At 68.8% G+C, this 15432-nt stretch carries 5 protein-coding genes; 4 read left to right on the top strand and 1 reads right to left on the bottom strand.

Features of this window, described 5'->3' with window-relative positions; genetic code table 11:
* The first annotated feature begins 87 nt into the window (after nucleotides 1-87).
* The 4 genes from KY501_RS00235 to KY501_RS00250 all read left to right on the top strand — a co-directional run bounded on the left by KY501_RS00235 (nucleotide 88) and on the right by KY501_RS00250 (nucleotide 14418).
* The gene (locus tag KY501_RS00235; protein WP_224360294.1) at nucleotides 88-5388 is read left to right on the top strand and encodes a hypothetical protein; all 5301 of its coding nucleotides are present in this window, start codon (nucleotides 88-90) and stop codon (nucleotides 5386-5388) included.
* Complete coding sequence (locus tag KY501_RS00240) at nucleotides 5385-11132, top strand: alpha-2-macroglobulin (protein ID WP_224360295.1); 5748 nt, start codon at nucleotides 5385-5387, stop codon at nucleotides 11130-11132. Before KY501_RS00235 ends, KY501_RS00240 begins: the two co-directional genes overlap by 4 nt.
* Entirely contained in the window at nucleotides 11122-13527 is a 2406-nt protein-coding gene (gene pbpC / locus KY501_RS00245) for a penicillin-binding protein 1C (protein WP_224360296.1), read from the top strand. Before KY501_RS00240 ends, pbpC begins: the two co-directional genes overlap by 11 nt.
* Nucleotides 13528-13602: 75 nt before the next feature.
* A complete protein-coding gene (locus KY501_RS00250; protein WP_224360297.1) occupies nucleotides 13603-14418 on the top strand; it encodes a glutaminyl-peptide cyclotransferase in 816 nt (271 codons plus the stop codon).
* Between the two features lie 11 nt (nucleotides 14419-14429).
* Here KY501_RS00250 and KY501_RS00255 read toward each other — a convergent pair whose 3' ends face one another.
* Nucleotides 14430-15386 (bottom strand): class I SAM-dependent DNA methyltransferase, encoded by a 957-nt coding sequence (locus KY501_RS00255; protein ID WP_224360298.1) that lies wholly within the window; start codon nucleotides 15384-15386, stop codon nucleotides 14430-14432.
* Between the last annotated feature and the right edge of the window lie 46 nt (nucleotides 15387-15432).

The following is a 15432-nucleotide window of genomic DNA, read 5'->3' on the forward strand; positions in this document are numbered from 1 at the left end:
GCCACAGCCGGGAAATGTCCGAGGGGGGAGTGAACTGGCCCACGCCTTGCTGCTATGGCTGCGCGCAAACTTCGCGCGAAAGCCTCTATGAGCCTGCCGCTGCTGACGCTTCCCCTTCTCCTGCTCCACGCTGCTTCGGTCTCTCCCGCGACCGTCCCCGCCCGAGGAGCCCAGGAGGCCATCCTCACGCTCGACAAGGCCGGCCGGTACATCGTCAAGGCCCAGAGCCCCGCCGGAACGGCCTGTGACATCGTCGATCACGTCCGCGGGCCCTTCGAGCACTCGGGCCAGGTGGGGCGCTCCAGCTGCGAGCTGGATCTGCTGCTGGACGCGGGCACGTACAAGCTGCGGCTGAACTCGAAGGCCAAGGGCAAGGGCAACGTCACGCTGTCGGTGACGCCGTACACGGAGCTCAATCCGTCTCCGCTGCGCCTGGAGCCCCGGCGCGAGGTGAAGCAGAACCTCAAGCCGCGCCAGCAGGCCTCGTACTGGCTCAAGATCGATCAGCGCCAGCCGGTGACGCTGCGCATCGCCGGGCGGCATGCGGGCGACGTGCGGCTGTGGCGGACGGGCGAGTGGCTGGAGCCGCTCGCCGCGCGTGACACCAGCCCGCGCCCCCATCCCGGCCAGCCGATCCACGAGTGGTGGTTCGAGTCCATGCTCGAACCGGGCGTGTACCTGCTCACCGCGTACGGGACGAACTCCGCGGTGTGGACCCAGAGCGATACGGCGGATGACTCGGGGCTGACCGTCTCGTGGGGGTTCCCGAAGGCCTCCGCGGATCGGATCGCCACCCTCACCCTGCCGGAGACGGGGCTCGCCACGCTGGAGTTCCCCGAGGAGCCGGAGGCGTTCTTCCTCTCGCGCGAGGGGAACTCGAAGACGACCACGCGTTTGAGCCTGCACCCCGTGGGGAGCGATGGCTCCACCAACGTGTTCTCCTCGGCCGAGGCTACCTGCGAGATCGACGGCAAGGCGCTCGTGCCCGAGTGCGGCACCTCGTCCGGTAGCAAGCGCGGCCGGGTGGCACTCATCCGCGGCGAGCCCGGTGCTCGCCTGACGCTGCGGTGGGCGCGGCTCCTGCTGGACCGGTGGGAGGATGGGGTCTACGGCAGCGGGGCGCAGTCGCTGGGCTTCGAGGTGGTGAAGGGGGGCGACTACCTCGTCGGGATTCATGAGACGCCGCTCGATCAGGACAGCGCGCCTGTGGGCTGCTCGCTGAGCCAGGTGTTCACCCAGGGGGACTCGCTGTTGCAGGGGCGGGATCTGCTGAAGGTGGGCCCTGACGCGCCGTTCCGCCGGTCGTTCAACTACAACGGTAACTCCGCCACGCTGCAGTTCGAGATCACCCGCTCCGCGCGCTACGTCTTCCAGACCGCCGGGGAGCGGAAGACCCGCTGCGAGCTGTTCCGCTACGACAAAGACAAGCTCACGCGGCTCACGGAGACACTGCCGGACGCGAAGACCTGCCGTGTGGCCGTCCCCGCGACTCCCGGCATGTACGAGCTGCGGCTGTACGGCGGGACGGAGGGCATCGAGAACGTGACGCTCGCCGCGGACGGACCGCAGCCTTCTTCGGATACGCCCACCAAGGTGTCCTGCCTCTTCCCCTCGGTGCGGCTGGGGGACAAATCCCGCTATGTGCTGAGCAGCACGCGCAGCTCGGAGCGAGCGCTGCGAGGCCTGTTCCTCCGCCCGCTGCCGCTCACCTTGAGCGAGCCCATGGCGCTGGTGCTCGACGGGCGCAAGAGCCTGAAGGTTCCGCTGAGCGGAGGCCGGCCCGTGGAGATCCGCTCGCTGAGTGGCGAGCCGTTCACCTGTGCGCTCGGCGACACGAAGGGGGATGCCAAGGGTGGCACCTGCGCGCTGCCGGGCAGCTCCGGAGAGCTCACGCTCGAGAACCCGGGGACCTCCGCCATCACCCTGTCGCTGCGCAGGCCTCCGCCTCCACCTTCCGCGCCTCCACCGCTGGTGGCGTTCAGCCCGAACCTCGCGCCGCTGCCGGTGCTCGCGCCCTCGACCTCCATGTGGCTGGACTTCGATCGGGATCAGGCCCACTCCCTGCTCTTCGATGTGAAGGATGCGGGCCTCTACCATGTGACGACGGAGGGCCTGCTCTCCACCGAGTGCCGCATCCGGACGCCGGTGGTGCAGGAGGTCGGCGCCGCGTCGGGCGGAGGGCGAGGGCGCAACTGCCTCGTGTCCTCGTACCTGCGGCCCGGGCGCTACCTGCTCACCGTGCGCACGGTGGGCCAGAGCCGGGGACGGGGCTCGGTGCTGCTCGAGCGGCGCTCGGTCAAGTCCGCCGAAGGGCTGGGCGGCGAGGCCGAGATCTTCTTCCGCGCGGACGCGGGCGACCTCATCCAGCAGAAGCTCCGAGTGCCGAAGCGGGCGGAGTACACGCTGAGCACCGCCGCGCAGAGTGGCGCGCTCCAGTGCCGGCTCGATGATCCGCAAGGCTGGCCGGTGGTGCCCATCCCCGCGCCCTGCACCAGCACGATGACCCTGGCGTCCGGGAACTATCTGTGGACCCAGCTCCCGCTCACGGTGGAGAGCATGCGCCGCACGTCGCTGGAGCGGGTGCGGCCCACCGTCACCCTCAAGGGCAACAAGGTGCACGCGCTGCCGTTCAATGCGTGGTCTCGCGTAGCGCTGGGCAAGGATGGCAAGGACGAGTTCTCGTTCGAGCTGCTGTCCCAACTGGACGTGGCCTTCGCGCTGACCCATGGGATGCAGGGGCGCCTGTACCGGGTCGGCGCGGACAACGAGCTCAAGCCCGTCGAGACGATTGCACCGATGACTTCGGAGCTGACGCGGCCCCAGGGTGCTTCCGTGCCCCGGGTGCGCGCGTACGCACCGCCTCCCGAACCTGCTTCCGACGAAGGGGAGGGCGAGAGCGAGGAAGGCTCGTCCGAGGAGAGCTATCAGGAGCCTCCTCCCGAGCGAGAGTATGCCGAGGGGGAAGAGAACTCTGACTCCCCGCCTGCCTCCGCGGAGACGCTGCCGGAGGCGGATGCACCGGCTCCCACGGGCCGGACGCTGTCGCTCGAACCGGGGAGCTACCGGCTGATCACCGAGCACAGCCGCGGCGATGTGGCGATCACCTATGCGATCTACCTCCGCGTCGACACGCTGGCGCCTGGGATCGTCCGCGCCGCGTCCTCACCGGGCCGCATCCCCTTGCGCCTGCCCGCCGAGGGAACGCTGCGCCTCTCCACGAAGGGGGACACGGATGTTCGCTGCCGCATCTTCGACAGCGAGGAACGCCTGGTCGTGGAGAACTCGGATCGCGGCGCGGACTGGAACTGCGCCATCGCCGAGCCTTTCGCCGCGGGCGACTACACGCTCGTCCTCGAGAGCCAGACGCAGCAGCCCGGGCCGACGCGCGTCTCCGTGGCGGTGGCGAAGGTGACGGACGCGGGAGTGCTCGCGGACAAGGCGACGCTCAAGCTGGATGCCGGCGTGCAGCGCGCGACGCTCCCCACCCAGGGCGACAACGTGGTGCAGGAGGTTGCCCTGCGTGCCAAGACGCCCATCTCCTGCGCGCTCGAGGATGAGAAGGGCGCGGTTGTTACTCGGCAGCTCGACACTCGCGAGTGCATGCTGCTCGTTCGTCCTGGCGGCGCCACATGGCGTGTCCGGGTATGGACGCTGGCCAGCAGCGCCCAGGTGACGACGGCGCTGATCACCCACGCGGTGGTGCCCTCCACGGGCGGGAGCATCGCGGCGAGCGCAGCCGCGCTGACGAAGGTTTCTCAGGCCGGCCGGTACCAGACCGGTGCCGGGCTCTACTGCCTGCCCGCGGGCCAGAAGGGACCCCTGGAGAAGTGCGCGGGAGAAGTCTCCCTGGAGGCCGGAGACTGGATTTTCAGCGGCGCGGGTGGCCAGGAGGCTTCGCTGAAACTCAACGAGGTGGTGGATGCGCTCGACGGTCCGAAGACCGAGCGCGTGCGCCTCTCCCGTGCCGTGTCGCTGCTGCGGCAGTCCACGCGCGCTCCTTCGCTGCACCTCTTCATGGCCCGTGTGCAGGTGGGAGACCGGAGCAACCCTGCCTGTTCGCTCGTTGGCGGCACGTCGCGGCAGGATGACTTCATGTGCGTGGCGGCAACCGGCCCCACGCAGCAGTCCCTGGCCCGCTGGTGGACGCCCGCGCTCAGTGCGAGCGAGGCGAGCGTGACCCGGCTCTCGGTTCCGGTGCCCTCGGCCGCGGGAGGGCTGCAGCCCGGACTGCAGAACCTCACCTGGTCGCAAGGGACGGCGCTCCAGCTTCGGATGCCCTCGACTCCAACTCGCGTGCAACTCTCGCTGCCTCGCAATGCGTGGGCGGTGCAGGTGGATGAGAAGGGTACGGCGGTCGATTTGTGCGCGCCCGCTCCGACGCTCGCGGCGTGCGTGCTCACGGGCAAGGGAGGCTCGATCTTCGTGTACTCCCCCGAGGAGCCGCGCACCCAGGCGGAGGTGGTGGCCATCGACCCAGCTCCGCTTCGAGAGAACCTGGAGCGCTTGTATGAGCGGGTGAACTCCGCGCCCAGCCAGCAGCCCCTCGCCTTTACCTCGCAGCCCGTTCCCCGGCTGCTGACGGTGGCCGGTGCGCTCCGCTGTGTGACGACGCTCGATGACGGCACACGGCTGGAGGGCTGCGAAGCCCGGATTCCAGCGGGTCGCTCGGGAGAGGCCGTGCTGGATCTGGGAGTCGGGGGCGTGCGCGCCGTGCTTACTCCTCCCGCGGAGCTGAGGAGTGCCGCGCTCGGAGCCCTCTCGGCTCAGGCCGGGGCGGATCTGCCCGCGGCCAAGGCGCTCAAGCTGTCCGGCGCTCGCGTGGAGCGCTCCCTCACGCTCGTGTCCGACGCGGTAGTGCACCTCCGGGCGGATGCAGGCGTGTGTGGACTTGCCCAGGGGAGCTCGGTGCTTCAGGTGCAGGGCAGCGAGAAGGGCTGTGCATTCGATTCCGTGCTCAAGGCGGGCACCTACCGCCTGGTGGTGCGAGGTTTCGCGGATCGCCCGCTCTCCGGCACTGTCACCTGGACACAAGAGCCTGTGAGGGAATTGCAGGAGGGAGTGGCCAGCGAGGAGAGCTGGATCACCCCGTCCCAGACGCGCTTCTTCCGGTTCTCCACGCAGTCTCCCGGTCGGATCGGCCTGGGCCTGCAAGTGCCGGCGGAGCTCCTCGAGTGCTCCGTGCTCGATCAAGATCAGCGCGTGCTCGGCGAGGGCTGCCAGCAGTTCCTGCAACTCGACAAGGGCACCTGGCTGCTCGCCATCCATGCGCCCCCCCAGGCGAAGCCCCTCAAGTTCAAGCCCGTCCTCGTGGGCCTCGCCGGCGCCAAGGCCGACGTCCCCGAGGAGTACCTGCGCGACTTCTTCCAGCGGATTGGAGAGAACCCGTGATTGCCGTTTCCCCGAGAGCCCTTGCGCTCCTCGCATTGCTCGCGGTCCTGCCCGCCGCGGCCCAGGACTACCGCCCGGCGGACGAGAGCCAGCGTCCCGAGGGCGGCTCGACCCGGATCCTCCCCGAGCAGTTCCTGCGCGGGTTCGATCCCGTCACCGTGTACTTCTCCGACAACGAGGGCCCCGGCAAGCGGCCCGCGGATGACGGCGCGAAGCTACTGAAGATCACTCCGGCCTGGCCGGGTCAGTACTTCTGGGCGGACAAGAAGACGCTCCAGTTCCGGCCCGCCGAGCCCTGGCCTCCGCTGCAGCGCTTCGCCTTCGAGGCTCGCGGCGCGCGCAAGGTGCTGGCGACGATGATGTCCGCGCCGTCCAGGATGAACCCCTATGCGGACAGCACGGGCCTGCGGCCCTTCCGCACCCTGACGCTCACGTTCCCTCAGCCGCTGCCGCTCGCCGCGCTCAAGCAGATGCTCACGCTCGAGATCCGCGATCTGCCGGGCCTGGCCGACTCGCCCACCCGCGTGGTGAAGGACTTCAACCTGTCCCAGCTTCCGCGTGAGAACCAGCGCAGCCCGGCCGTCTATGCGATCACCCTCGACGAGGACGTGCCCGAGGGCAAGCAGCTCCGCGTGACGGTGAGCCTGGCGCTCGGCGAGGAGGGCAAGACGCTCTGGACCGGGCGGCTCTCCACCCGGCCTGCCTTCCACCTCCAGTCCATCCAGTGCGGCGCGTCCACCTTCGCGTTGACGGGTGGAGCCTCGGTGCCTCGGGACATGGCGCTCTCGTGCGGCAACCAGGGAGACCTGCCGCAGCTTGCCTTCTCCGCCGACGTGCAGGACCTGACGCTCACCGCGCTCAAGAAGCTGGTTCGTCTGGAGCCCGCGGTCCCGGATCTCCACTTCGAGAGCTACGGCAGCCGCGTGGCGCTGCGCGGGAAGTTCGTCCCCGACACGCTCTACCAGATGCGGATCTCGGCCGCGCCCATCAAGGATGACAGTGGCCGGCCCCTTCGCGATCCCGGTGACGCGCAGGTGTTCTTCCACCTCGGTTGGAAGGCGGCGTTCCTGCGCTGGGGTCAGGCGAATGCGATCGTCGAGTCGAAGGGGCCGAGGATGCTGCCGCTCCAGGGCTACGGTGATGCGCGAGCGGACGTGCGCATCTACCGGGTGGATCCCCTCCACACGGGGCTCTGGCCCTTCCCCGAGAGCCCGGTCGTCATCAACGAGGAGAGCGCGCCGCCCTTCCCGGGCGAGGAGCCCTCCATTCCGGCGAACTCGTCCGGGTACATCGGCTCCGATGAGCTGATGGCGCACATCCGCCTGTTGGGCTCGCCGCTGATCTCGCGAGTCGTGGATCTGCCCCTGGCGAACAAGAGCGGGACGACGGCGTTCGGGCTCGATCTGGGGCGGCTGCTGGACGAGGCCGTGGGGCGCGAGCGCCCGGGCTCGTACCTGGTGGGTCTGCGCAGGCTCACGGGGGCGCCCGAGCGCGCCTATGTCCGCGTGCAGGTGACGAACTTGTCGCTCACGGCGGTGGAGGAGCGGGACCGCGCGGTGCTCTTCGTCCGCACCCTGGATGACGCCAAGGAGGTCCGTGGCGCGAAGATCCTCTTCGAGGGGATGCGCGAGGCGCCGGACCCCAAGCGTCCCAGCCAGACGATCTCCGTGCCCTTCTCGCATGCGCTCACCACGGATGATGGAGGGCGGGCAGTGCTCTCGCCCCAGCAGGGTTGGCAGAGCATCAAGCGCATCTCGGTCCAGAGCGGGGAGGACATCCTGGTGCTGGATCCGCGCGCTCCTCCGGCCGCGTTCGCCCGGAACCACTGGTCCCCGTCCTCGGGATTCCTCGAGTGGATCGGGCAGCAGATCCCGTCTCCGCAGAACGATGCGCGCCTCGGGTTCGTCTTCACCGAGCGGCCCATCTACAAGCCGGGCGAGAAGGTCTTCATCAAGGGCTATGTGCGGCGGAAGACCGGCGGCGAGCTGCAACTGGTCGACTCCGGCGCCTACGAGCTGTGGGTGCTGGGGCCCGGCGGCGACCAGGCCTGGGAGGTGCCGGCCAAGTACAGTGCGCTCGGTATCTCCGGAGAGTTCGCGGAGAAGGACGTGCCCACGGGCGAGTTCCAGGTCGTCATCAGGGAGAAGCAGACCCAGGAGGAGGTCGCCCGCCGCACGTTCCAGATCGAGGCGTACCGCGTGCCCCAGTTCGAGGTGCAGCTGTCCTCCTCGAGCACCGTGCGGCTGGATGGGCCCTTCAAGGTGAAGGCGGTGGCTCGCTATTACGCGGGCGGCAACGTGTCCGGCCAGCCCATCGCGTGGACGGTGACGCGTCGGCCGCACTACTACGTGCCCAAGGGCCGCGAGGGGTTCCTCTTCGCGTCCAGCACCCAGTTCGCCCGGGAGGGCCAGAGCCGCGCGCCGGAGACGATCAGCCGGAACGCGGAGCTGGACGACGGCGGCGCGGACGAGATTCAGGTGAACCCGGCGCTGGACCTGGACGGGAGCGCGCGTGTCTACCGCTTCGAGGCCACGGTGACGGGCGCGGACAACCAGCCGGTCTCCGCCGTCACCGAAGTCAAGGCGCTGCCTCCCTTCGTGCTGGGGATGAAGTTGCCGCGGTACTCGGACAAGCCCTTCGAGCTGAAGCCGGAGATCATCGCCGTCGGCGTGGATGACAAGGCCGTCAAGGGCCAGGACGTGACGGTGCGGCTGTATCGCCGTGTCTGGCACAGCCAGCTCCGGGAGACACACTTCGCCACGGGCGACGCCCGGTACGTCACCGAGCAGGAGGACGTGAAGCTCAACGAGCAGGTGGTGAAGACCGACCTGCAGTCGGTGCAGCCCTCCTTCGCGCTGAAGGAGGCGGGCGTGTATGTGGTGGAGCTGATCGCTCGCGACAAGCTGGGCCGGGTGCAGACGCTCAATGCGGACCTGTATGTGGGCGGGCAGACGCCTGTCGCGTGGAAGAAGCCGCGGCAGGGAGTGTTCGAGCTCGCCACCGACAAGCCGAAGTACCGGCCGGGTGACACCGCGCGCATCATCATCCAGAGCCCGTTCCAGCAGGGCCGCGCGTTGGTGGTCGTCGAGGAGCCGGGTGGAAACACGTACACCTGGCGCGAGGTCTCCGGCGGCAAGGCTGTGTACGAGCTCCCCATCAAGCCGAACCACGTCCCGAACATCGCCGTGCACGTGGCGCTGATGCGCGGCCGGCTGGGGGAGGGGAAGACGGAGGATGCACGCTACCGGCCGCAGACGCTCGGGGCATCGATCGACGTCGAGGTGGAGCCCGTCCGCAACCAGGTGGCCGTGGAACTCAAGCACACGGACACGGCCCGGCCGGGAACGAAGATCCCCGTGGAGATCTCACTGAAGGATGAGCGCGGAGGCGGCCTGGCGGGAGAGGTGACGCTGTGGCTGGTGGACGAGGCGGTGCTCTCGCTCGCGCAGGAGGGCCCGCTGGATCCGCTCAGCGCATTCATCACCCGGAACTCTCGCGGTACCACCCTGCGGGACACGCGCAACAGCCTCGTGGGCAAGCTCTTCGAACAGGAGGATCCCGGCGGTGATGGTAACGAGGAGGAGGCCAACGCAATGAGCGGCAAGCGGATCGTCCGGAAGAACTTCCAGACGGTGCCCTTCTACCAGGCGACCGTGCAGGTGCCCGCGTCCGGTCGGCTCACCGTGGAGGTGCCGCTCTCGGACGATCTGACCAACTTCCGAGTGCGCGCGGTGGCGGCCTCGGGAGGCCAGCGGTTCGGCTTCAAGCAGCAGACTCTCAAGGTCCGGCTGCCGGTGCTGGTGCAGCCGCAGTTGCCGCGCTTCGTCCGCCAGGGAGATCGGTTCTGGGGCGGAGCGGTGGGGCGCGTGGTCGAAGGCAACGGCGGTCCTGGCGCGGTGAGCATCCAGCTCTCGGGACCAGTGGAGGCCAGGCCCTTCAATCAGGGCGTGGACCTGCTGCTCAACAAGGCGATGTCCTTCGTCACGCCCATCCAGGTGAAGGAGGCGGACGTCTCCAAGCCGCAGTCGCTCACCGTGCGCGTGGACGTGGAGCGCAAGGCCGACAAGGCCGGGGACGCCTTCGAGGTGCAGATCCCCGTGCTCCCCGACCGGGTGGCGGAGCAGTTCGCGTACTTCGACACGTTGAAGGCCGGCAAGACGGCGCTCAAGCCCATCCCCGAGCCGGTCCGTCCCGGGACCGCGTCACAGGAGGTGATCGCCGCGTCCATTCCCGGCGTGTTGGAGCTCTTCGCGAGCCTCGACTACCTGGCGGAGTACCCGCACGGCTGTCTCGAGCAGAAGATGTCCAAGCTCTACCCGGACGTCGTGCAGGCCTCGCTGTTCCAGAAGCTCGGAGCGGCAACGGCTTTCTCCAAGCAGGTGGGGGCTCACGTGAAGCGGCTTCAGGAGGAGATGCCTTCCTACCAGGACGCCAGCGGCCTCTTCGCGTTCTGGCCCGGTGGCCCGGGAGATGTGCAGGTGACAGCGCAGGCGGTGGAGTTCCTCGATGCGGCGAAGAAGGCAGGCCTGCCCGTGGAGGCGAAGCTCCTGGACCGTGCGTCGGAGGCCCTCAAGCGCGTGCTGCGCAGCGACTACGCCGGGCTGCTTCCGGACTGGCGCTACAACCAGCAGGTCGCCGCTCTCCGCGCGCTCTCGTGGGCGGGCATGGCGGATGAGCACTACCTCGTCGATATGTTCCACCAGCGCGAGCGGATGGATGTGATGGCACTCGCGGACCTGGCGAGCACCATGTCGCGGGACCCGAAGACCTATCGCACCAACCTGGATGCGCTGCGGAGCGAGCTGTGGGATCGGGTGATCATCAAGCTCAATCGCGGCAAGCCCACCTTCGAGGGCATCCAGGAAGGACGCAGCTACTGGGGCTACGGCTTCCTCTCGTCCCGGCCGGCGATGGTCGCCTCCGTCTTCGAGGCACTGCTGCGCCTGGCTCCGGACGACACCCGACACGATCTGATGCGCGATGCGCTCCTCTCGTATGCGAATGCCACCCAGGGCTTCCAGAGCACCTACGAGAACCGGCGCGCCATCGCCGCGCTGGCGCTCTACCTGGATCACGCCAGGCCGAACGTGCCCAACACCACGATCGCGCTCACCTCCGGCAAGCCACTCACCGTGAACGGCGACGTGAAGACGGCCAAGGTGACGCTGGCCACGGACAAGCCGCAGGAGGCCACGGTGACGGGCGGACCGGTGGGCGTGCGTGTCGCCTACAAGTACGTCCCCTCCACTCCGGGAGACAAGGTGACGTCCCAGCAGCGAGGCTTCCTCGTGTCTCGCAGCGAGACGCATCTGCACGCGGATGGCTCGGATCAGACGCGCTTCCAGGACAAGGCAGGCGAGACGCAGATCCTCAAGGTGGGGGACATCCTCGAAGTCCACGCGCAGCTCGTGAACGATCAGGTGCGGCCCCATGTCGCGCTCGTCGTGCCGTTCGCCGCGGGCCTGGAGCCACTCAACCCCGCGCTCGAGAACGCCAGCTCGGACGCGCAGCCCTCGCAGGCGGACTCCATTGCTCCGGCCTACGTGCAGCGGCTGGATCACGAGGTCCGCTACTACTTCCTGCAACTGCCGCAGGGGACGCACACGTTCCACTTCCGCGTCCGCGCGGCCACGGAGGGCTCGTTCGTCCACCCCGCCCCCTATGCCGAGCAGATGTACCGCGAGGATGTGCGTGGCCGGGGTGAAGGCATGCGCATCCTGATCCAGGGAGAGCATGAGCGTTAGGCGGACAGTGGCGGACGCCCTCCTGCGTCTCGTGCCTCGGCTTCGTTCGAGGCGGGCATGGTTGGCGCTCTCGGCGCTGCTGGCCTGCGCAGGGGCGCTGTACGTGCACGCCCTGAATGACCAGCTCCGTATCGTGGAGCCCTCGCGGCTCGTCGTCGATCGTCGGGGGCGTTACCTCGGTGAGGTGCCCGCGGGAGATGGAGAGCTCGGTTACTGGCCGCTGCCCTACGTCATGCCCGAGCGCATCGTGGCGGCGACGATCGTGACGGAGGACCAGCACTTCCACGAACACCCCGGCGTCTATCTGCCGTCCGTCGCACGCGCGGTCCTGCAGAACGCGAGGAACGTCCGAGTCATCTCGGGCGCGTCCACGCTCGCGATGCAAGTGGCACGCATGCAGGATCCTGGGAGCCGCACGCTGCTCCGGAAGATGTCCGAGGCCCTGGAGGCGCTGCTGCTCATCCATGAGCATGGGCATGAGCAGGTCCTCCGGCAGTACCTCACGATCGCGCCGTACGGGAACCGGGCGCACGGCGTGGTGCGCGCGGCACGGCTGTACTTCGACAAGCCAGCCGAGGATCTGTCGTGGGCTCAGGCCGCCTTCCTCGTCGGGTTGCCGCAGATGCCGGGCCGCATGAATCCCTGGAGCCCGGCTGGACTGCGGCGCGCGAAGAAGCGCAGCCACCGCATCCTTCGAGAGCTCCACGCGAAGGGCCTGCTGTCGGCGGTGGAGCTGGAGCAATCGCTCAGCGCGGATCTGGGCATCGTGCCGCGCCCGAGCCGTCGTCCCGAGGCGCTGCACGCGGTGCTCGAGTGGAGCGCGCAGGCGAAGCGTCGGCAGAGCCCCATCTCCGTCGCCACCATCGATCTGGAGATTCAAGAGCAGGCTGCGGCCATCCTGAGGGACAACCTGGCGCGGATCGAGGACTCGGGGGCGGGCAACACCTCCGCGCTCGTGGTGGATACCGCCACTGGAGACATCCTCGCGTGGGTGGGCTCGCGCGACTTCTTCTCCGAGGAGCACAAGGGCGCGATCGACTTCGTGCGCACGCGGCGCTCCCCGGGCTCGGCGCTCAAGCCGTTCTTGTACGCGCTCGGGTTGGAGAAGGGAGTCTTCACCGCCGCCTCCGAGCTGCCCGACACTCCCATGGATGTCCGCAGCGACACGGGCGGCGCGTACCTGCCCGAGAACATCAACCACACCTTCATGGGCCCCATGCTCCTGCGCGAGGCGTTGGGCAACTCGCGCAACATCCCCGCCTTGAGGGTCCTCTCGGAGGTGGGCGTGGAGCCCGCCCTGCGCTTCTTCGAGAACGCGGGCGTGGGAAACATCAGCTGGGAGCCGGATCGCTATGGCCTGGGACTGGCGATCGGCAACCTGCCCGTCACCCTGGAGGAACTCGCCCAGCTCTACGGTGTCCTCGCTCGCGAGGGCGAGAGCCTGCCGCTGCGCCGCTTCGTGGACGAACCGCAGGTTCCCTCGCGGCGCCTGCTCAACCGCGAGGCCGCGCAGCTCATCCGGCACATCCTCTCGGATCCGCTGGCGCGCCGGCCCATGTTCCCCGTCGGCGGGGCGCTCGACTTCCCCTATGCCGTCGCGGTCAAGACAGGCACGAGCCAGGGCTACCGGGATGCCTGGACCGTGGCCTTCAGTGACCGGCTGCTCGTGGCGGTCTGGGTCGGCAATCACGACTGGCGGCGCATGCGGGGAGTGGGCGGAGCGAGCGGCGCGGCTGCCGCGGCGCACCAGATCATGGATCGGGTGATGGCGGACCACCGTCCGTGGCAGCCCGTGCTCGACACCTTCCCGCCGCCCGAGCGGGCCGTGGCAGTGGACATCTGTCCCTTGTCCGGGAGGCTCGCCAGCACGGATTGCCCGCACCGCAAGAGCGAGTGGTTCCTGCCTGGCACCGCCCCCACGGAGCCCTGTCCGTTCCATGCGAAGGTGAAGCTGGACCGGCGCAACGGGCTTCGAGCGGGGCTCTCGTGTCCGGAGTCCGAGGTCATCTCCCGGGTCATGCTGGATCTGCCGGACATCTATACGCAGTGGGCACGGAGCCAGCACCTCGATGTGTCTCCTCGGCAGGAGAGTCCCCTCTGCCCGAGTCGTGAGGAGTCCGTGCTACCGAAGGTCGTCATCCGCGAACCTCGCGGCCAGGTGCGGCTGCTCTTCGATCCGGACACGCCGGCCTCCGCGTCGACGCTGCGGCTGGCGGCCGAGGTGACTCCCAGCACCGAGCCGATCGTGTGGCTCGTGGATGGGGTGCCGGTGGCCACCGTGTCCTATCCCTACGAGTACCGCTGGAGCGTGACGCCCGGAAAGCACGTCATCACCGCGGCCATGTCTCGGCACCCCGAGGTGAGCCCGCCGCTCACCGTGGTCGTCGAGGACTGAGCTGTGTGCTCACGCTCCCGGTCGAGGGTCCGCTTCGGTTATTCTTCCGGGCCCGAGCGCTCGCGAGGAGAGGTCATGAGCATCCAGAGCCTGGGCAGTGGGTGTCGAGGGCCGGTGTTCCTCAGGGGGCTGATGCCTCTCCTGGGGCTCGCGTTGCTGGTTTCCTGCAGCAGCGCCCACGGGGCCTCGCAAGGCGCGCCGACACAGGGCTTCGAGGTCGTCCAGAGCTGGCCGCATGATCCTCGGGCCTTCACCGAGGGGCTCGTCTACCGAGAGGGGCGGCTGTACGAGAGCACGGGCCTCAACGGTAGTTCCAGCATGCGCGAGGTGGCGCTCGAGACAGGGCAGGTCCTGCGAAGTCTCGCGCTGGAGCAGAAGTACTTCGGTGAGGGGATCGCCCTGTTCGGCGGGAAGCTCTTCATGCTCACCTGGCGTTCTCACGTCGGTTTCATCTACGACGCCGCGACGTTCCAGCCCACGGGGCAGTTCAGCTTCAAGGGCGAGGGCTGGGGGCTCACCGATGATGGCTCGTCACTCATCATGAGCAATGGCTCGAGCACGCTGCGCTTCCTGGATCCGGCCACGCTCAAGGTGCAGCGCAGCATCACGGTGACGGATGCAGGCCGCGAGGTCTCTCTGCTCAACGAGCTCGAGTACGTGAAGGGAGAGATCTACGCGAACGTGTGGAGGACGGATCTCATCGCGCGGATCGATCCGGCCACGGGGCAGGTGAAGGGCTGGATCGATCTCACGGGGCTGTTGGTGCCGAGCGAGCGGTCAGGGAAAGAGGACGTGCTGAACGGCATTGCCTACGACCCGGCCACGGAACGGCTGTGGGTGACCGGGAAGTTCTGGCCGAGGCTGTTCCAGATTCGCATCGTCCCCAAGTGAGTGCATGGGCCTCAGGCCCGGAGCACCACCACGTGCCCCCAGACGGGTTGGCCCCGCTCGGTGCGCAGCACGGCCTCCCGTTCCACCACCGGAGTGAGTCCCACGGTCCGGGCGCAGGCACGCAGGTAGTCGAGGTGGTGGGAGTAGCGCCCGGTGGGCTGGAGCCGGTACCCCGGTTCGGTGTCCTTCTCCACGGTGAATGCGAACAGTCCCCCAGGAGCGAGCCGTCGGGCCACGCGCTCGAAGAGCGGCTCCAGGGCACCCAGGTACACCAGGACATCCACCGCGACGATGAGCTCATAGGGTCCCTGGGATGCCTCGAGCAGCGCGTGGAGTTCCCCGGGATGGAGGGCGTCGTAGACTCCTCGTGCACGTGCCTGCTCCAGCATGCCCGGCGACAGGTCGATGCCCTCCAGGCGGCGCGCGAAGGGACGCAGGAGCACTCCCGCCAGCCCGGTGCCGCAGCCGAGATCCAGGACAGCTAGCTCGCGCCGCCCTCCAAGCGCTTCTTGCACGGCGGCGAGGACATGCTCTGGAGCACGGTACGCGAGCTCGCTTCTCAGCTTGTCGTCGAAGTGGGAGGCATATTGATCGAAGAGCGCGGCCACATAGGTCTCCGCCGCGCGCGAGGGCAGGGTGGAGCCCGTTTCGGCAGCCTCCAGAAAGGCGATGGCCGCGTCCTGCCGCTCCTCGGGGATGCCCAGCTCCCGGCAGCGCCGGGCATGGAGGCGGCGGCGCAGCGGCACGGCCTCCTCCGCGCGGCCCGTCTCGCCCAGCAGCCGGATCATCGCCCGCAGTGCGCCTTCGTCCTCCGGGAAGCGCCCGAGCAACTCGCTCAGCGCGGCCTCAGCAGCGGGGAACTCACCCCAGGAACGCAGCACCGCGGCGCCGTGCATGCACGACGCCTGCCGCGCCCCCGCGAATCCCCGTTCCGCCAGCCGTGCGCGCCAGTCCAGATGGGCTGTCATGCCTTGCACTCCCTCCGGACGACGTTAACGCGTGCCATGGAGGATG

This window comes from Hyalangium versicolor (genome assembly GCF_020103695.1).
GTDB classification, from domain to species: Bacteria; Myxococcota; Myxococcia; order Myxococcales; family Myxococcaceae; genus Hyalangium; species Hyalangium versicolor.